Source organism: Flavobacterium subsaxonicum WB 4.1-42 = DSM 21790, from assembly GCF_000422725.1.
GTDB lineage: Bacteria > Bacteroidota > Bacteroidia > Flavobacteriales > Flavobacteriaceae > Flavobacterium > Flavobacterium subsaxonicum.
In genome coordinates this window covers 406,485-425,608 of record NZ_KE383909.1, presented here as the reverse complement: position 1 = coordinate 425,608, position 19,124 = coordinate 406,485, and the positions used below count along the sequence as shown (strand labels likewise).

General features: G+C 41.3%; 15 protein-coding genes. 4 read left to right on the top strand and 11 right to left on the bottom strand.

Going from position 1 to position 19,124, the window contains the following annotated elements; all coding sequences use genetic code 11:
• Positions 1 to 5: 5 nt before the first annotated feature.
• A complete protein-coding gene (locus G509_RS0112310; protein ID WP_242604858.1) occupies positions 6 to 3,071 on the bottom strand; it encodes a SusC/RagA family TonB-linked outer membrane protein in 3,066 nt (1,021 codons plus the stop codon).
• Positions 3,072 to 3,602: 531 nt separating this feature from the next.
• On the opposite strand from G509_RS0112310, the gene G509_RS0112305 reads away from it, so the two are divergent.
• Together G509_RS0112305 and G509_RS0112300 are read left to right on the top strand one after the other, a co-directional pair.
• Positions 3,603 to 4,388, top strand: coding sequence for an AraC family transcriptional regulator (locus tag G509_RS0112305; protein ID WP_020214567.1), 786 nt, complete (start codon positions 3,603 to 3,605; stop codon positions 4,386 to 4,388).
• Between the two features lie 157 nt (positions 4,389 to 4,545).
• Entirely contained in the window at positions 4,546 to 7,005 is a 2,460-nt protein-coding gene (locus G509_RS0112300) for a glycoside hydrolase family 95 protein (RefSeq protein ID WP_026991804.1), read from the top strand.
• A 550-nt stretch (positions 7,006 to 7,555) separates the two neighbouring features.
• Here G509_RS0112300 and G509_RS0112295 read toward each other — a convergent pair.
• From G509_RS0112295 to G509_RS0112250, 9 genes are read right to left on the bottom strand one after another with little or no spacing between them, the layout of a single operon-like run.
• Positions 7,556 to 8,359: a PRTRC system ThiF family protein gene (locus G509_RS0112295; protein ID WP_026991803.1), complete on the bottom strand. Its 804-nt coding sequence runs from the start codon at positions 8,357 to 8,359 to the stop codon at positions 7,556 to 7,558.
• Positions 8,356 to 9,072, bottom strand: a complete 717-nt coding sequence (locus G509_RS0112290) for a PRTRC system protein B (RefSeq protein WP_026991802.1) — start codon at positions 9,070 to 9,072, stop codon at positions 8,356 to 8,358. The genes G509_RS0112295 and G509_RS0112290 overlap by 4 nt, the downstream gene beginning before the upstream one ends.
• Positions 9,069 to 10,157: a hypothetical protein gene (locus tag G509_RS0112285; RefSeq protein ID WP_131450712.1), complete on the bottom strand. Its 1,089-nt coding sequence runs from the start codon at positions 10,155 to 10,157 to the stop codon at positions 9,069 to 9,071. The genes G509_RS0112290 and G509_RS0112285 overlap by 4 nt, the downstream gene beginning before the upstream one ends.
• A gap of 54 nt (positions 10,158 to 10,211) precedes the next feature.
• Entirely contained in the window at positions 10,212 to 10,430 is a 219-nt protein-coding gene (locus G509_RS0112275) for a PRTRC system protein C (RefSeq protein ID WP_026991800.1), read from the bottom strand.
• Between the two features lie 11 nt (positions 10,431 to 10,441).
• The gene (locus tag G509_RS22045) at positions 10,442 to 10,969 is read right to left on the bottom strand and encodes a hypothetical protein (RefSeq protein ID WP_035738928.1); all 528 of its coding nucleotides are present in this window, start codon (positions 10,967 to 10,969) and stop codon (positions 10,442 to 10,444) included.
• 17 nt (positions 10,970 to 10,986) lie between these two features.
• The gene (locus G509_RS22040; RefSeq protein ID WP_051200191.1) at positions 10,987 to 11,223 is read right to left on the bottom strand and encodes a hypothetical protein; all 237 of its coding nucleotides are present in this window, start codon (positions 11,221 to 11,223) and stop codon (positions 10,987 to 10,989) included.
• 12 nt (positions 11,224 to 11,235) lie between these two features.
• A complete protein-coding gene (locus G509_RS0112260) occupies positions 11,236 to 11,613 on the bottom strand; it encodes a hypothetical protein (protein WP_026991799.1) in 378 nt (125 codons plus the stop codon).
• A 46-nt stretch (positions 11,614 to 11,659) separates the two neighbouring features.
• A complete protein-coding gene (locus G509_RS0112255) occupies positions 11,660 to 12,700 on the bottom strand; it encodes a DUF932 domain-containing protein (RefSeq protein WP_026991798.1) in 1,041 nt (346 codons plus the stop codon).
• Between the two features lie 25 nt (positions 12,701 to 12,725).
• On the bottom strand, positions 12,726 to 13,136 hold the full coding sequence (locus G509_RS0112250) for a single-stranded DNA-binding protein (protein ID WP_026991797.1): 411 nt from the start codon (positions 13,134 to 13,136) through the stop codon (positions 12,726 to 12,728).
• Between the two features lie 524 nt (positions 13,137 to 13,660).
• Here G509_RS0112250 and G509_RS0112235 point away from each other — a divergent pair.
• Both G509_RS0112235 and G509_RS0112225 read left to right on the top strand, forming a co-directional pair.
• Positions 13,661 to 14,026: a hypothetical protein gene (locus G509_RS0112235; protein ID WP_026991795.1), complete on the top strand. Its 366-nt coding sequence runs from the start codon at positions 13,661 to 13,663 to the stop codon at positions 14,024 to 14,026.
• Positions 14,027 to 14,696: 670 nt separating this feature from the next.
• The gene (locus G509_RS0112225) at positions 14,697 to 15,521 is read left to right on the top strand and encodes a hypothetical protein (RefSeq protein ID WP_131450713.1); all 825 of its coding nucleotides are present in this window, start codon (positions 14,697 to 14,699) and stop codon (positions 15,519 to 15,521) included.
• Positions 15,522 to 15,733: 212 nt separating this feature from the next.
• Here G509_RS0112225 and G509_RS22035 read toward each other — a convergent pair whose 3' ends face one another.
• Positions 15,734 to 19,120, bottom strand: coding sequence for a UvrD-helicase domain-containing protein (locus G509_RS22035; protein WP_035738926.1), 3,387 nt, complete (start codon positions 19,118 to 19,120; stop codon positions 15,734 to 15,736).
• Between the last annotated feature and the right edge of the window lie 4 nt (positions 19,121 to 19,124).

Here is a 19,124-nt window from a genome sequence, read left to right as displayed (position 1 = left end):
ATATGTTAAAAAGATGCGTTTAAGCCAAGTGTATATGTTTTAGTGATAGGATAAAAATTGCCACCACCCATTTCTGGGTCCCAACCCTTATAAAAATGATTGAATGAAAGGACATTTTGACCCCCAATATAAAATCTCAGTCTTGACATTTTTAATTTATCTTTTACCAGGCTATCTGGTAAAGTATATCCAATTTGTATATTTTTAACCCTCAAAAAACTTGCGTTCCGTAACCAATATGTAGATGTCATCGTAGTACCGCTACCACCATTAAGACTGGTTAATTTAGGATATGATGCATTTCTGTCAGGATTCGCTTCTGTCCAACGGTTATCTGCCTGCCACTGTTGTATCTGTCCTCCATTATAAAATGCGTAGGCCTGATAGGAAGATAATTGTTTATCATAACCGCCAAGCCCTTGCAGTAGTGTAGCAAAATCAAAGCCTCGATAATTAGCTGTTAAATTAAGTCCGTAAGTATATTTTGGCATTGTATTACCTATAACTTTCCTATCGTAAGTAGCATCCACTTTACCATCCGGAACACCATCCGGACCGCTAATATCTTTGTATCTAACCAGTCCCGGTTCTGCTGCATAAGGCTGTGATGGATATGTTGACACATCATCCTGGTTTACAAACAAGCCATCTGCAACATAACCATATATAACACCTATAGGCTGCCCTACAAACAAGTTACTATTAATATCTTCGCTAAGTCCGCTAGATAACTCCGTAACTTCATTTTTTATATAGGAGAAGTTAGGGCTAATTCCTATTTTAAGATTACCTATTTGTTGGCTATAGTTAAGAGCAACCTCAAACCCTGTATTTTTTACACCACCTACATTTACCGGAGATGTACCCATACCTAATACTGATGAAGTGGTTACCCCATAAAGTACACCAGATGTTTTTTTATTGAAAAAATCGGCAACAAGCCCTAATTTTCCATCAAAAAAATTAGCATCCAAGCCAAAATCAGTTGTAGCTGTACTCTCCCAGGTTATATCAGAATTACTTGTAGTTGTTACAGCAGCACCCGGTAATAAAGCTCCCCCAAAAGAATAGTTTTGCCCTAGGCTAACCCTGTTTTGGTAAGGATATGACCCTACATTTTGATTGCCCAGCTTACCCCATGAAGCACGAAGCTTAAAAGTTTGAAGCCATGATAATTTATCTTTAAGGAAAGATTCTTCAGATACGATCCAGCCTCCCGAAAAAGATGGGAATACACCCCAACGGCCTTCGCTTGGAAACCTCGATGTACCATCAGTCCTTATATTAGCTTCAAATAAATACTTGTTGCCAAAAGAATAATTCAACCTTCCAAAATAGGACCTGATAGCCCACTCTGATGCAGATCCTGAAGTTGTCATGCCTTCAGCTGAGGCCGCATTAAGCTCGCTAAGTAAGTTATTTGGAAAGTTCCTACGGTAACCGTTAAGGCTCCAGTCAGAATATTTTTCCTGAGATGCGCCCCCCAGAAGCGTAAAACTGTGGTCTTTAATTGTTTTAGTATAAGTAGCTAATGCCTGTAACGTAACCTGAGTACCCTGCCCTGAATATACATTTAAATTATTAGGGCCTATAGTTTTATATTGATCAAACTGTACTTCAGCCAAATAATTTTTATCATAGAAGCTAAACAGGTTATAGCCGGCTTTACCACTTAGGGTAAGCCCCTCTATAGGTTGCCATGCCAATTCACCGCTTCCTAAAAAGTTTTTATTAGTTCCCTTTTTAAATGAGTTACTATCTACCCATGCTTCAGGGCTATAATTATCCTGGTAGCCATAAGTACCATCCGACTTTCTGCCTGCGTAAATAGGGCCTTCACGTACAGCGTAGCCTATAATGCTCATCATATCACCTTCAGATTGTATAGGCTCGTTGGTTTCTGATGTATATCCCATTAAATTTACTTTAAGGGTAAGATTCTCCTTTATTTTACTGTCTACATTAAGCATAAAATTATACTTTTTGTAATCGTTTTTAGCCACGAGGCCGTTTTGTTCTAAATAAGTAGTAGAAAACAAATACCGTGTTTTTTCATTTCCACCCATAAAGGTAAGATTATGGTTAGTCTGGAAGCCTGATCCTGAATTAAGCAGGTTTTTTAAATGGGGAACATTTGGGTAATTGTCAGGGTCTGATTGATTGCGGAATTTTTCGATGTCAGCATCAGTATACGAAGCGGCCTGCCCCATATTTGCGTTAGCTTCATTTCTCATTGCGGCATACCCGGCAGAATCTAAAAAGTCAGGCAACGCTACAGCACTCTGAAAACCTGCATAGCTGTTATAATTAACCTGCATAGTCCCTGCCTGCCCCCTTTTTGTCTCAATTATAATTACACCATTTGCAGCCCTGCTACCATAAATTGCCGCTGATGCTGCGTCTTTAAGTACAGAAATACTCTTTATATTATTAGGATCTACATCGTTAAGTGATACCGCGATACCATCTAAAATTACTAATGGGCTACCCCCTGCTCCATAAGACCCTTGTCCTCTGATGGTTATACTGGCACCATCATTACCTGGCCTGCCTGATGTTTGAGACACTACAACTCCTGACGTTAGGCCTGACAGAGCCTGTGATGCCTGCGTAATTGGCCTGTTCTCTAAATCTTTCGATGCTATTGCTGATACAGAGCCCGTAAGGTTAATTTTCTTTTGGGTGCCGTATCCTACAACGACTACTTCATCAAGTACTTGCTGGTCGGGTGTTAATGACACATCAATAACAGATTTTCCATTTACATACACTTCTTTAGTAGCAAAACCTAAATAAGTAAAAACCAAAGTATCCGTTGCTGTAGCAGCAATAGAATAACTTCCCCTGTCGTCGGTATTAGCAACATTTTTTGTAGCTTTAGAAAGTACAGATGCGCCGATAAGCGTTTCATTAGCGTTATCTGCCGCGACCACTTTTCCAGTAACCTGCTGTTGTGCAAAAACCGGAAATGACAGGAGCGTTATTATACACACCAGCCATAAATTAGGATAGGGTTGCAAAGCACTATCTTTTGCTTTCGCTACATTTCCTTTGAGTAATTGATTCATCATACTTGTACATTAAATTAAAATAGATAATACATTAATTAAGTGTTGCCTTTCACAACAATGTGCACTACAACGTTTTAGTAAATAGGTCAAACGTTAGGCGCTAAAAAAAATCCTTTACATAGCTAACAAAACGCAATCTTTTCATTACTTCATGTTAGATTAATGGCTTCACTTTTGTGCATACAAGTGGTAACTACCCTAACATGAAAACTTTATTTTCAATCATTTGCTGCTAGAGGATATTTCCTTTTAACAACTGTTTTGCTTAAAAAAATTTATGGTATTATTAAAGCGATAAAAACATTATTCGCATTTATAATGTTAAAAAACCGTTAATTACTTTTACAAATTAATGGCATTTTTGAGCATCTAAATTTTGAAAAATTATCCAATTATTAAGTTTTATTATCCCAAAAATATCAAATGCATATTTTATGCTTAAATTAGCTTAAAATATCGTTATCGTTGAAACCACATCATCTTACTATTTCCCCAAACTCTACCAGGTCATTCACAGCCAAAAGAGAAATTTTGCCCGATATAAATAGTTGGTGGCATTACCATGAAGAAATTGAACTCATATACTTTAAAAAGGGATCTGGTACGCAATTTGTTGGCGATAATATAAGAAATTTTAAAAGTGGTGATGTTGTACTTGTGGGTAGCAATTTACCGCATTACTGGCAGTTTAGCGAACGGGACAAGGAATCGGAAATTGAGGTGTATGTAGTGCATTTTAATAAGAACTTTTGGGGAAAAGACTTTTTATACCTGCCGGAAAACCTGGAAATTAGCAGGGTCATAGAAAAATCTAAAAGGGGTATACAAATAGAAGATAATTTTGATAATTGCCTTACAAAATCAATCATACAGGTAATTGAGTCGCAAGGTCCCAAAAAAATAATAAACCTAATTGAGGTACTTTTAGAAATCAGTAAGTGCATGAAGGCGCAGATATTGGTCTCATTAGGTTTTAGGGCAAATTTTCAGGAATCTGAAAGAGACCGAATGCAGGCAATTTATAATTACACCCTTAAAAATTATAGTCAAAAAATTAGCCTTGATAAAATTGCTAATGAGGCAAAAATGAGCCGTACCTCATTTTGTAAATTTTTTAAATTGAGAACAGGCAAAACATATTCTGAATTTGTAAATGAAATAAGAATAGGAAATGCCTGCAAAATGCTTATCGAGAAAAGAATGACAGTTAAGGAAATTTGCTTTGAAAGTGGTTTTTTAAACTTTTCGAGCTTTCATCAATGTTTTAAAGAAATTACTGGACAAACTCCTTTAAAATATCAAAAATCGTATAATTAATAATTTTTCACAACCAATTGATAATACGCCTCAATTTTTTTTTAACTGATTACTATATTTTTGAATTCAGTAATTTGTAATAGTCAGGATCTATTAAGGCCTGTTGTTGTTATTCAAATTACATGCCTTTACTATTCAATTGCCTATTACACACAAGATGATAAAAATACACAAAGCTTTTTTACTATTATTATTTGCAACAAGTGCTTATTCACAACAAGAATTAAAACTTCATTATAACCAGCCTGCAACCGTATGGACGGAGGCATTGCCTATTGGTAATGGGCGGCTTGGAGCTATGGTTTTTGGCAGGGTTAATGAAGAACTTATACAACTTAACGAAGCTACGTTATGGAGTGGTGGTCCGGTATTAAAAAACATAAACCCTACAGCTTTCGAAAATTTAGCGCCTACAAGGGAAGCTTTAATTAATGGCGATTATGAAAAAGCGTATGAGCTAACGAAAAAAATGCAGGGCGTTTACAGCCAAAGTTATTTGCCATTAGGCGACCTGTTATTAAAGCAAGATTTGGGTAATGCTAAACCATCTGCTTATTACAGAGATCTAAATATACAAGATGGTGTAGCCACAACAACTTTTACCGCTGATGGAATATCTTACAAACGCGAAGTTTTTGCATCGGCACCGGGGCAATGTATTATTGTGAGGCTTACAGCCAGCGAGCCCAATAAACTTTCGATTACAGTTAATGCCAATAGTCAACTACAATATAAAAGTTCTATAAAACAACAAGCCTTGTTTTTAAATGGCAAAGCCCCCGCTAATACAGATCCCAGTTATATTAATTATAATAAGGAAGCCGTGGTTTATAAAGATGGTGGTTGCGGCGGCATGCGTTTTGAATTAATTGTAAAACCCATTATTAAAAGTGGTACACTTACTACCAATAGCGATAATAGTATAGATATTAAAAATGCTACCGAAGTTGTACTTGTACTATCGGCAGCTACAAGCTTTAATGGTTTTGATAAATGCCCGGACAGCGAAGGCAAAGATGAAAAAAAATTAGCAGAAGAGTATCTGGCAAAAGCTGATGGCAAAAAGTATGACCGATTACTTAAAGAGCACCTTGAAGATTTTCACCATTTTTTTAATCGCGTTTCTTTAAACCTTAATAACTGGGAGACTAACAAGAGCGATCAACCTACAGATAAACGATTGGAAGACTATGCTACGGGTGCAAAAGATGCAAATCTCGAAGCATTATTTTTTCAGTATGGGAGGTATTTACTAATATCTTCCTCACGCACAAAAGGCGCACCTGCTAATTTACAGGGAATTTGGAACAAGGAATTGCGCGCCCCCTGGAGCAGCAACTATACAACTAATATTAACCTGCAAATGAATTATTGGCCTGTAGAAACGGCAAACCTTTCGGAATTGTTTTCTCCGTTAAACGATCTTATAAAGAACCTCTCAGTTACTGGTGCAGAAACGGCACAAAGCTTTTACCATGCACACGGTTGGGTGGTGCACCATAATTCTGATATCTGGGCTTTAAGCAATCCAGTGGGCGACCGTGGTAAAGGCGACCCTATGTGGGCAAACTGGTATATGGGAGCCAACTGGCTAAGCAGGCATTTATGGGAACATTACCAGTTTACCGGCGATAAAAAATACCTTAAAGAGGCCTACCCTGTTATGAAGGGTGCTGCAGAGTTTACTTTAGACTGGCTACAAAAAGATAAAGATGGCTATTTAGTTACAATGCCATCTACCTCGCCAGAAAACAGGTATTATTACGATGGTAAAAAGAAAGGAGCCGTAACAGTGGCAAGTACTATGGATATGGGTATTATTAAAGATTTATTTGCTAACATTGCAGCAGCGTCGACCATCTTAAATACCGATAAGGATTTTAGAGACACTATTATAACTGCTAACCAAATATTATTCCCGTTTAAAATTGGCAGTAAAGGCCAGTTGTTAGAGTGGTATAAAGATTTTGAAGAAGAAGACCCACACCATAGGCATATGTCTCACCTATATGCATTGCACCCTACAAACTTAATATCGCCATTAAAAACACCCGATCTCGCCAATGCTGCTAAAAAAACGTTAGAACTACGAGGTGATGGCGGCACCGGTTGGAGCCTGGCTTGGAAAGTAAATATGTGGGCACGCCTTTTAGATGGCAACCATGCCTATAAGTTATTTAGGAACCAGTTGCGCCTTACAAAAGAAAGCGACCCTCATTATAACAGCGGTGGTGGTGTATATGCTAATCTTTTTGATGCGCACCCCCCATTTCAAATAGATGGTAATTTTGCAGGTACTGCAGGTGTTATAGAAATGCTTATGCAAAGCCAAAATGAAGAAATACAATTATTGCCTGCCCTACCCGATGCTTGGGAAAATGGATTTGTTAAAGGTATTGTAGCAAGAGGCAGTTTTATTGTAGATATTAACTGGGATGAAGGTAAGCTTTCATCAGCCAAAATCGTTTCTAAAAATGGAAATGATTGTACCATAAGAGCAAACGAGCCTTTTGAAATTAAGTCACTGCATTTAAAAAGCGTAAAATCAGCTATAGGTTATACCATTAGCTTTAAAACTAGAAAGGGGTATGAATACATAGTAAAATCGATATTGTAAACATGATCTCCAGACTTGGGTTCGTTTTCTATATAAAAAAACTCCACAAATACAAATAATGCCATTGGAAGACAGTGGCATTATTTGTATATCAACTAGAAAAGACAAAAGCCATTAGGGCGATAGTACCACTAAAAAATTCAAAAATATACTACCCCTAGTTGCTTTGTTTTTTTTGCTATCAAAAGATCTAATTAAATTTACGGGCTACTATGTCATCAGTTATGATTACGCTTCTGTTGCTGCGAGATATCTCTTGTTTTATTTCCTGAATAATTTGTAATTATAAAACATTAAATAATTCCACTGTTGTCGCTTTACTTAATTTCCCCCTGCTATCATCAAGGTTTTTTATGTATCTATATTTCAGGGCTGACATCCTTCTACATCCTGAAGAATGCTTTATAAAGACTCGTTAAGTAAGGATATGCAGAAGACAAGATAAAGCCGCACTTTACTAAGAACTGAAAAGTTTTTAGTAAAGTGCGGCACCGCTTAGAACGCCCCGCAAATCCTGACGCAGGAAGCCCATTGCGGGGGCGGCGGGATTTTAACCCACCATTATAGGCATTGACCTGAAATCCGCAAGGTTTAGGAAGAAACCCCTATAGGCGGTCATGCCGTTCCTGAACAGGTTCCATAACAGTGAACCTCCTAAATCGGCTAAAGCAGGGTTAATAAATAAATCCTGCTTTTCCAATGCTTCCGCTAACGAGCAGCTCGGCTCACTGTTATCCGCCTGTGCCTCCAGTTGTTCCCTGAATTCATCGGTAACAGTAGGAAGGTAGGGTACCGTCCTGTACAATTTTGATTCAGGTTGTTGTATGGCACCAATAGTCGACAGGATTACCTGCCCCGTTTTTTGTGCATTCCCCATATCCATCCAGTAGATTCCCCTGTCACGCTCTGCAAAAAAGCTACCGCTATTGTCCTGTAGGGCTGCGGCAATATCGAGCCGTGCGGCAACCGTATCCACACAGCTAATATAAATATTTGCCCTGCCACGGTTGGGCAACTGCCTGAGTAGTTTCCTTGTGAACGGTCTTGCAACGGCTTTCCAGTTCGTCCCAAAAAAGCGGTTGATGCGGTTAACCAGTGCCACTGATTTGTACATGCCTACTTCGCTGTCGGCAAAAAGCTGCCTCCCCTTATTAGCCTGTGTTACGGTATCGGCATCATACACAGTTACGTGCAATCCTGCATGCCCCAAGGCAACGAGGCTGTAGTTCATTTTAGAAAGTGCGGTCAGCACATGGCTGCCTGTGCCGCCAGCACCGAGAAGGTTAACCGTTATGGGGTTGGTCGGGTTTATCAGGTAATTATCTGCATAATGCATAGCGGTTTGAGGTTTCATGATAAAAGTTTTTTAAGGGTTCTTCCATTTTTTACCAGTTCCGGTATGGGAAATGCCTTTCCTGACCCGATAAGGCTTTGCCATAATTGTATGATGTTTCCCCGTACAGGGCTTTTCCCACCGAGCAGGTGGCTGAAGTAGCTGTTAAAGAAGTAGCTTTCCCAAAGCTGCATGAATTCCTGTAAGAGGCAGTCGGGTCTTACGTCAACGGAAACTGTGCCCATGCATACCCTGCCATCATCATAAATATTAAAAAAGGGCGCTCGGTACAGCGGGGTTTGCTCCTCAATTGCCTCCACACCATCCATAGCAAAAATATAAAGTTCTTTCTTCGATGCTTTCCATATTAGTGGCGGTATCGCTGCCTTACCGTTTGGGATAGCGAGTTTATCTAAAAAAAACAGAGCCACTTCCATGGCAGGGGTATACCATAAGGCATAGCCGTCATAGTCAGGATTAATGTACAGCACATTCTTAGGCAGCAAACCCAATGGTTTAAGGAAATTGCGCCTGAGTTCATCGGAGGTATCCAGTGCATTTGCTAAAGCTGCGCTTTCCGTGAGGCTTAACGGGTGTGCATTGACTGGATAGCCGTTAGCATTCATATCATAGCTTTCTATATACGTACTTCCCTGCGGGTCATTTTTTTGGAATACAACAAGTGCCTTTACAGGGGTGTACATCGTACCAAAGTTGTCGGTTATATTTTTCATGGCAGGTTATTTAAAATGGAACATAAATCATTTATCAGGGGGAACAGCCTATACTCAAAATCCAAGCCCTGCGGGTCGGGCGTATTTTCGGCATCAAATAGTTGGGTCAGGGTCGGGATTTGCATTTCCCCGCATTCATTAAATTCATCGTTAACCATTTGGGCAATTTGGTCGTAAAGCGCGCCGTCCGTCCGCGCTACAAAGGAGATGTACTGCTCCGCTGCGATGCTGTCCTCGCCTTCTTCAAATTCCTGATTGCGGGTATTTTTGAAAATACTGCGCTCAGGGTAGTCCTGCATCAGGGCAAAGGTTCTTTTCGCCACGCTCAGGCATTCGTATTCCATAGCCGTATTGGGAGTATAGGCTGCTATGCGCCTTTGAAAATCAGCAAGATGGTAGGGGTTGTAGATTTTGCGGTGCATGATGTCCCCATAATGCTTTGCCTGCCTTAATTCTTTAAAGGTTATGTCGGTGTGCCTGTCGGCATATCCTTCCATATCTTCGTCAAACCACCCCTCCATACATTCATAATTGTAATAGATAAAGCAATAGTCGTCCCTGTAAAAAGGAACACACACGTTGCGGTACAGGTAGCAGCAAACTGATAGTAATAATGCTGCGGTATGCCTGTGTTTCCTTTCCTTTATTAGTTTATAAAGCGGCAGCACAGGAATGTAGTACAACGTTGTCCCTGTAGCGTACTGGCAACAGGTCATAAGTTTCACCGCACCGTTGTCTTTTACTATCGACACTTCTATATCCTGACCTGATGCGGTAAGCTGTTTTTCTACCTGATGGTGTGCATACAGGATATTAAGCGGATAGGGCTTGTCTTCAATCCCTGTAATCGTAAAACCGTACACCCCTGTCAGGATTTCAAGGGACTCAAAGAACGCTGTTTCTGCCTTTCCCCTTTTGGGCACTTTGCCCGTGCTTTCATACAAGGGGAAGAACTGCTGCCTTAAAAAACCATCGGCAGGAGCTGCACCGGCACTGATGTTACCCGCTGTTTTTTCACTTCCTGTGCATCGGGCAGCCTTTCCATCCCCCTTGCGAATTCCCCTATTTTTTGGTATAGTTTGCATAGCTTTTTATCATTTGGCAGTAGTATACTGCGGTTCTTTTTTGTTTTCATAGTGTTATCCTTTGGTTCCGATTTGGGTAACAAAGGTATACTGCACTTCATCGTTGCTAATCACTGGCCCCTGAATGTTGGCGGTGGTCAGGATAGGATAGGTCTGGGCGTAAAAGTTCAGCACCGCTTCGGGGCTGAACGATGGCGATGGGTCGGCAAGCTGTATCAGCTGCTCTTTTTCCTTAAAGGAAAACACCCTTTGGAGTTGTGTGGCTACTAACATGGCTTACGGTTTTAAATGGTACTGAAAAGGCCGTTATCGAATTGCGCGGATAGTGCTGCCTTACGGGCGCGTATGGTTTCTGCATGCTCAGGGAATTCCTGTGCGGAGGGCACTTTCATCCATGCGTCCCTGAATTTACCCTGTGCTTCCAGTTCATCAGCTTTCAGCATGGCCGCTGCATATTTATCAACCACCTCCGCTTTGGGTTTGTCGGCGTTACTGCTTTTGCTTTTCTCGCCCTGCCCCCCCTGTTTGGCTTTCTCCTGCTGTTTTTGGTACTGCCCCATGCTATTTATTATAGCTACAGTGGTTCCCATTGCGGTGGTAATGTCTGTAAAGAAGCAGTCGTCTATTTTTTCAGGGGATGCACTAAATACCAGTGGCGGTATCACTTTGGCAGCCTTATCCCCGCATGCCCCATCTTTATACAGCAGGGAAACCACAATATTTCCCGATGCTGCCTGTTTTACCACCAGTACCCACTCCACATCGGGGGCGGGGTTTATAGCGGTCAGTTGTTTAAAAAAAATCGTTTCCATAATCGTTAGTTTTAGTATTACAAATTGATGAGCAGGAACAGCCCTAAGCCTATAAGGGCGAACCCTATCCCTTTAAAAAGCCATTCCAAAAAAGTTATAATCACTGCCTTGCCGTAGCTGCTAAATTGAGGCAGCCCACCGATACCCCTGCGGTCAAACTTTCTTTTGCCGATGCAATATTGAATAGCTATACCTAAAAAGAGGAACAGGTAACCCCAAAAAGGGGGTGGTATTTTAATGCTTAACGTTTCCATGGTTTCAGGTTTTTAGATGCCAAAGAGCAATTCTACGGCGAGTGCAAATTTTCGGTTGTGAAGTTTCCTTGTGGGGGCATAGGTTATAAGGCAGTACCCTGTATAGACCCTTTTCAGCCCTGTGAAAAGCTGCTCGGCAAAGAGCTTGTCATTCCTATACATTGCCGCGCCGTGCTCCCTGATTACCTGCTGCGCCTCCTTAAGCAAGGCTTCCTGCAAGGCATCGTTCCTTATAGTAAATTCCCAACCTTTCAGTCGCTGCGGGACTTCCTGCTGTATTGCGGTTAGCATGCCGTCCATCGTCTCTAAGAGGGCGGGTATCTCCTCGGGGAACCACCTGTGCAGTATCCTTGCTTTGCCAATAAGGCTTGTATATTCTAAAGCTGCCATAACGTGTAGTATTATGGGACGGATAGGTCGTACCCGTCCCTGTTGTTTAATTGTGCCACAGTATATCCGCCCTACTTTTTGTAAAGCCGTTGCAAAGGTTAAAGGCGGTTTGCGCACGCTGTTGCCCTGTGCCACCCAATAGCAAAGACGCCAGTTTTGCCTCATCATCTTTGTAGCTGCGCACATTTTGAAAGTAGCCTGTTACGCTGTTGTACGCCCCGAACACCGTCCCTTTTGTGGTTTCCATCTGTTGGGTGGGGTCAGCCATCGCATATTCAAAGGCACTATCCACCATATTGGTAAAGCAGGTGGAAAGTTCCCCTTCGTTACCCTGTTGCAGGTTTTTTAATGCAGTATCGTTGGGTGCAAGGGCAAGTTCAATGAGCCTTTTAACCTCGTTGTCGGAAATCCGTGTTTTAGCCCACCCGTTAAAGATGGCTTCCATCTGCACCGACAGCGTGTCGGATATCCCCATTACCTTATGTGCCAGTTCCAACCGTTCTTTGGCGTTCGCGGTATGGCGTATGCGCACGGTATTGGTCTTGTTGTTCAGGGCGGCATTAAGGGTGTTGGTGCAGACAATACGGATGGGTGTGAATGCAGCGGTTATGCTCCCTGTACCATCGTGTGCGGTGGTCAGGAACAGGTATTTCTCAATCACATCATCGTTGCCCACACGGATGTAGTCGGGCAGCTTGGCGGTAATGAATATGCGCTCCCCTTTACCCAATGCCCCTGCGGTTTCGTATAGGATGCCATCGCCACCCCCTACGATGCTATCAAAAAAAGAAAAGGCATCCCTGTTCTGCACTATGTGGTAATCGCTGCCCACCTTATCGCCCAATATGGCTTCATTATCGGTTCGGTAGGTGTAGAAGCTGCTTTTTGAAGTAATGCTCAACCCGCTTGGCAGGTGGTGTACATTCGGGCGTTTATCGACGGTAAAGTCAAGCCCCGCAAATTTAATCGCCTCGTTGCTTGTAGGGTATTCCTGTATTATTTGCCCTAAATTGTGCCACGGTTTTTCCTTTACGCTGAAAAAACTGTGCAGGCCTGTCTGCTCGTTATAATTGATATCGTGTGCCATGATTTCTATAATTTATGATTGGTAATTAAAATGGAAGGTCGTCGTGTTCCTCACTATTACTTTCCGCCTGCTGTCCTCTCTCAGGGCTTTGTGCCTGTTGCGCCTGTTTGTCCTGTTCACCGTTTTTGGCGTATGCAATTACGTTAAGGTTGTTGGTATGAAATGTGAGGATGCCTTTAGCCTCCCCTTGTGCATTATTGTACACATTGACCCCGATACGCCCCGATACCTGAACCACTGCCCCTTTACGCAGCACTTTCGCTGTGTTGGTATTGAGCCAGTAGGCACATTTGATGTAGGTTGTTAGCTGTTTTACTTCGCTGCTGCCTTTTGGCTTGTAGCTGTCGTTTATGGCAATACTGAAATTGACCACCTCACTGCCTGAGTTAAGTACATTAACTGCGGCGTCTTCTGTTACACGTCCTGTGATTTCCATGACTAAAAAATTTAAATGTTATTATCCTTTAAATTTTTCCTTAACCCGTCTGAACCCTTAAAAAACACAAAAGTTTTTCAAAAGAAAAAACGAAAAAAAAGAAAGCCAGCTAAAACGGCGGGGGCAGCCGGAAGCCAAAAGGAAACGGAATAATTGGAGGGGACCCTTTGGGGAGGCAGCCGTTTATGCCGTAGTCTTTTGGATTCAACCGAGGGTGCCCTTGCCATAACTTAGCTGCCTTTTTGATCGTTTCGCCTTGAAAAAAATTAATCGCAAGACTTCCTACTCAACACTATTACGTGTCGTTAAGGGAAGGCATTAACGCATCAGGGATTGCAATTGAAATCCTTTTCAAAAGAAAAGATTGGCGTGGAAAGCCCGGCCGATGCCCTGGAAATCGGCAAAAATGTAGTAGTGACGCAAGAAGAACTGTATCTGTCCCCAAAATGGTTTGTGATTAAAAAGGAACAAGACTATCTTATGAAAAAATCGTACTTTTATTACTCCATACTTATTATAGCACCGTGAGATTTATAAATACAAATGATTTAGAACTGTGGGCAAACACGGTAGACTGCAAATGTCATTTGCCGCACCTTATACTAAAAAAGTGGGTGGATAATGTACGGGCACTTGCAGTAAAGAACTTCAGGGTACGGGTTACAGAAGACAGCCTTGCAAAATTTTTTGCGAAATATCCTGTAGATATGGCAAAGGGGAAAGGTTATCCTGAGGCCATTTATGATATTAGAGAGGAAGGCAGCGAGGCCATTACACTATCATTCAGGATACATATCTCAAATAACCCCGGTTTTACAAGCAGGGCAGCGTCAGAAGGCACGGGTATTAAAAAGGGTAATGCGCAGTATATCAACTCATTATCTAAATAAGCAAAAGATACCATCCACAGATAGCACTATTGTTTTAATTCACTAGTTTAATGAAAAGTCTTAAATAGAGATGAACATCTTTTCAATATAATTAGATGACAATTCAGTTCTTCAAACTCCCCACCGGGCACATAGTATTATCCGCCATCATCGTATATCTTACGCTTTTATTGCACAAATTGTTTAATTTTTGATTAATAAAGCCAGAAACTAAAGTAGAAGATTAGTTTCGAAATCGTCATTGCCACTTGCAATTTTCTATAAATACATTGACGCTCCATAATCTTGTCCCCGTTAAATGAGCCTTCATTTAACATTCATTCTTATCAGTGATAATGTACATTATTTGCCCCTTAATTATTATATTTGAAACATAGGTCGATCCATTGCGAATAAAACTCTTTTTAAAAAGTATAATGAGGCTTTATTAATATAAACTTTTTTCGGCTGCTTAGTAATTTTGTCCGACGATACTGAAAAAAGAGCTATCCTAGACCATTTGCATAATACATCTGAGTATAAATTATATGACAAAATTAAAAGGGAACAGCAGGCACATTATTTACCTCGACCAATATTGTACCAGCAATATGTTTGATAACGAGGATGACCTACTCTGGCAGGAAATTAAAGAATTGCTTTTTGAGGGGGTCGCACAGCAAAAATTCCTTTGCTTTGCCCCATCCCATATGAACATTTTCTCGAGACAGCACCCAAAGACTATGCTTCAGGAGTTAATACTATACGAAATTTTGAAAAGCTGTCAGGGGGTTACATTTTTAGGCAAGAATTAATTATTACCACACAGCTAATTATTTCACTACTGCGTAAAAATAATGTGACAATAAATACATATTGTAACAAGGACAGTGAAATAACCTTTACAAATCCAGAGAATTATGATAAAACCAAGGTGTTTAAGCAGGATGTTAAGGCCACATTCACAGAGAGCCTGGAGGACATCAACATTATAAGGAATGCAAGTCGGGGTTTTAAAAGTACGCTGGAATTTGACAGGAATGCTTACGAATTGATGAAAAAAAGAGCGGAACGCGAATTTAACCAGCGCCTTCTCTGGGCGTACAAAGGCAAGAGAATTTTTGTCAGGGCAGACCAATTTGGAGACAAACAGGTACCCAACTGGATCGATTCTATAATATACAGGCTTTTTGAGGTACATAAAATTACACCGCGCGAGATAGAGCGTCTGATGAAACATATTGAAAAAAGGGGATTTATGGATTTTCCTCAGTTGGACATCAAAAAATCACTAATAGGCCTTAACGCGATACAACAAAAGAAAGAGCAGGAAAGCGATCACATTGATTTTATTCGGCTAGCGGTCGGCCTTCCACCCTCAGATATTCTTTTTACTGACAAACGCCGCAAAGCAGAAATTGTGGAGCTTGGGTTGGATAAAAAATATAAATGCCACGTCTTTTCAGGGACACCGGAAGATCTGAAATCTTTTAAAGAACTTATACGATCACTTTAGTAAAGCATAACGGGAAAGAGTGTTCACACACATATATATATGTAGCAACTTGGTTAAAATCAAAAAAGTAAGCTAAACTGCAAAGAAATTTACAAGTAAGTCCAATCGCAGACCGCTTAAGCTGTGAAAATTCACGACGAACCAATGCAATTAGCTAATCATTCATAAATAATTCGCCCCCGTGACGATTGCAAAATACTGGTACGCCACACTTAATTTTGTGACCAAAATTCAATTGTTCCAGGGTTTATTACAAGCCCGCCGATACGGTCGACATTAAAAGTTCGATCCTCGTTACGCATGTAGCAATACCCTACAATACACAACGAATTACCTACCGTTTTAAAGAAAGTGGGCTTAACGGTTCGCAGGCTCTGTACACCGCCCTCAAACTGTATTGATTTATGGTAGTTAAATTTTATATTGATACTGTAGTTCATTGCGAGTTTCAAGTATATCATCATTGTAGTGATATCAGACTCCCCTACCCATAGCTCTGAAGCAGTAAGTTGGTTTTTTAAAGCGGATTCTATTTTCTGCTCTAGTGCGCTTGCCCTTAAATTATCCGGGTCGAATCCCAGATGTATACCAATATGTTCATGTGCTCTAATATAGCTGCCGGTCTGAAAATATGCCCACGCTAAAAGGTAGTGCACAGAATGCCTGGTTTCGATATTTTGCTGGGCTACAAGTAAATCCTCTATTCCCTCAGTCAACTTTTTGCAATGCAATAGTGATGCGCCGCGCCAAAGATGGGCATCGCTAAAGTCCCCACCATTTTCTATGGCTCTGCTGAAATGTTCAGCGGCACGCGCTTTGTCTTTTAAGAAAAAAAGGGATTTTCCAAGCAGGTAATGCACCTGGAAATAAGTCGGTTCTACCTCGATGGTTTTCTCGTAATACGCAACGGCCATTTCATACTGCTTCTCATTGAATAAGTCATGCGCCTTGTCAAAGAAATCTTTAGCTTCCACTTTCTTAGTAAAATTGCAGTAATGGCTATTATTACAAGCGAAGAAATAACCAAACGGCCCCTTTCTTTCGATTAGCTTACCATTATCGCACCATTCACATTTTAATGTGGTTACCGACTCGTTTTCCTCTATCTCATCCACAAACTTAGATGGAAATTCAGCGCTTGAAAGGATGTGAACGTGTTCTTTTGTCCTGGTAAGGGCTACATAAAATAAACGACGCTCTTCGCCATTAGGGTATTGGTCAGCCTTGGAAAGAAGAAAATTTAACAACGGATCGTCAGCGACCTCTGAAGGAAAGCCATAGGTCCCCGCATTTCCATTGAGGATAATGACATAATCTGCCTGTAGGCCTTTGGAGGAATGGACCGTAAGAAAATCAATTTTCAGATTGCCCTGCCCTTTAAACCTATACTGGTAACTATTGCTTTTGTGGTCATAAACTTTAGAGATATAAGATGACTGCTCGGCGATTTTTACATCGTGCCCGTACCTGCCCAGAAACAGCACCGATGATTCTGCACCGCCCGCTTTTTGGCCTATAGTTTCCATTGCCGCCTCCAGCATTGATGAGGCCTCCCTACCATTGCGCTCTCCCCCATAACGGTGGATCGTGGCGGCAGGCTCCGTTGAATGCTTGTTACTTTTCAGGGATTTTACAATCTGGTTGGGATTCTTCAATATAAAATTACCCGACAACTCGATCAACTTATTATTAAACCTATAGGTATTTTCAATATAACCCACCTGCGTTATCCTGAAAAAATCTCTAATCCCAGAATCTGAAAAATGTTTGGTAAAACCTGTAAATAGGCCGATATCGCTGCCTGCAAAACGGTATATCGATTGCCAGTCATCCCCCACACAAAAAAGTTTAGTAACTGGGTGCTGGCCCATTAATGCTTTAATAAGCTGAAAACGTGATTGGGAAATGTCCTGGAACTCATCAATAATAATATAGCGGTAGGGCGATGCATAGCGATAGTTGCCTACCAGGCTGGCCGCACTATTAATCATATCACTGAAATCAATCGCGCCATCCTGCATGAGATAATTTTGGTAGGATGCTAAAATAGGCTCGAAAAGCTCCAGGAACTTTCCGGCCCTTTGATTCCCCTCGCCGCTGGCCTTATCCGCAAGCTTATTTAGCGATTCATTATTAGATTTAAATAAAGTCAGGAAAGTCGCTAGCAACTGTGTAAAAACATCAATATCTTCAGGGGTCTGCTCCTGGATATACTCCCATAGCTGGGTATCGGACATCGGGTCGAATATCACACCTTGTTCTTCGAGCTTGGCTTGCAAGTTGCTCAACAATATTCCTTTGCGTTGTTCCCAAGAATAAGACTCTACCAGTATCGTCCCGTTGAACTGGTGCTCATTTCTTTTCCATTCGATGCCTTCGGTATAGCGGGCTTGTGCCGTTTTATCACTGCTACTTCTGAACCATCCGGGGACATTGCCATGCTCGTCCAGCCCAAAGTGCTCTATATAGACGTTAAAGTCGGGAAGGTAAAAGTCCGGCTTATACTGACCAAATTTTTTACTTGCCGTCTTGTACTGGTACTTTTCTTCGTACTCGTAACGGATATTATTGCGGAAAAGGAAGTTTGCAATGAGCACTTCTTCCTGGCTTTTGAGCCGCTCCCTATAGCGCAGGGTCTCCCCTTGTGAATTTATTTTCTCTACAACTTTGTAGCCCTCCAATTTCTGTTCCTTCAGGTAATTATTGTGTTCCGAGTCAGAAGCAAAACTGTGCAGGTCTTTGTAGGGTTTTAAAAAATAAGCAAAGAAGTCGAGGAGTTTCTGGAAATAGTCGGTATCTGACTTCGCATTGGTGATAAACGATGCGATGAGTTCCTGTGTCTCCTTTTGTGAAAGGCTGAAAATGGATGGTTTTTCTCCCTCGCAATCTGCAATTATGTCAAGACCAAGTTTATGGAATGTCTTTACGTCCAATTCAATTTTCATGTCTTTACGTATCCGCTCCGACATCTCATCGGCACTCTTACGGGTGTATGAGATGAGCAATATTTCCTTTGGATCCACGCCTAACCTTTTAGTGAGGTAAAGCACTTTCCCAGCAATGGTTGTAGTCTTTCCCGACCCGGCACCGGCGATGACCAAACTATTGTCCTGGTTGATGATAACTGCCTCGCGCTGCTGCTCATCAAGCGATTTGCCTTCAACATTATCCAACAAATCCGAACAAGCCTCAAGTTCCCTCCTCACGAATTCCTCATTCAGCCTGTCAATATGTGTAGGGAAGGCGACATAGTCCGCCTCGAAACGTTCCAACAGCTGCTGCTCACTTCGAAAATCTGGAAGCACTTTATATGCTTTGAAACGGATAGTATCATACAACTGGCGGTAGGTGGATATGAATTGATAGGCATCATACCCTGAGATATAGCGCTTCGTTATTTCGGTGTGATTTTTATTAAAGGCATATATGGCATCAATTAACTTACGCAATGCATCCTTTAAAAGCTCCTGTTCATGTAACAAAAGCCGCTCTTTCTCAGCCTTCTTCTTTGATGCCTCCCGCCGCGCAGTTTTTTCCCTAGCAATCCCTTTCGCGATAGCAATTACAAGCGCCCCTCCTGTTACAACATACCAAAACATAGCT

Excerpts from the sequence above, each read along its gene's own strand:
- G509_RS0112310 (WP_242604858.1), bottom strand. The coding sequence starts at position 3,071 with ATGATGAATCAATTACTCAAAGGAAATGTAGCGAAAGCAAAAGATAGT.
- G509_RS0112300 (WP_026991804.1), top strand. The coding sequence starts at position 4,546 with ATGATAAAAATACACAAAGCTTTTTTACTATTATTATTTGCAACAAGT.
- G509_RS0112295 (WP_026991803.1), bottom strand. The coding sequence starts at position 8,359 with ATGAAACCTCAAACCGCTATGCATTATGCAGATAATTACCTGATAAAC.
- G509_RS0112290 (WP_026991802.1), bottom strand. The coding sequence starts at position 9,072 with ATGAAAAATATAACCGACAACTTTGGTACGATGTACACCCCTGTAAAG.
- G509_RS0112285 (WP_131450712.1), bottom strand. The coding sequence starts at position 10,157 with ATGCAAACTATACCAAAAAATAGGGGAATTCGCAAGGGGGATGGAAAG.
- G509_RS0112275 (WP_026991800.1), bottom strand. The coding sequence starts at position 10,430 with ATGTTAGTAGCCACACAACTCCAAAGGGTGTTTTCCTTTAAGGAAAAA.
- G509_RS22045 (WP_035738928.1), bottom strand. The coding sequence starts at position 10,969 with ATGGAAACGATTTTTTTTAAACAACTGACCGCTATAAACCCCGCCCCC.
- G509_RS22040 (WP_051200191.1), bottom strand. The coding sequence starts at position 11,223 with ATGGAAACGTTAAGCATTAAAATACCACCCCCTTTTTGGGGTTACCTG.
- G509_RS0112260 (WP_026991799.1), bottom strand. The coding sequence starts at position 11,613 with ATGGCAGCTTTAGAATATACAAGCCTTATTGGCAAAGCAAGGATACTG.
- G509_RS0112255 (WP_026991798.1), bottom strand. The coding sequence starts at position 12,700 with ATGGCACACGATATCAATTATAACGAGCAGACAGGCCTGCACAGTTTT.
- G509_RS0112250 (WP_026991797.1), bottom strand. The coding sequence starts at position 13,136 with ATGGAAATCACAGGACGTGTAACAGAAGACGCCGCAGTTAATGTACTT.
- G509_RS22035 (WP_035738926.1), bottom strand. The coding sequence starts at position 19,120 with ATGTTTTGGTATGTTGTAACAGGAGGGGCGCTTGTAATTGCTATCGCG.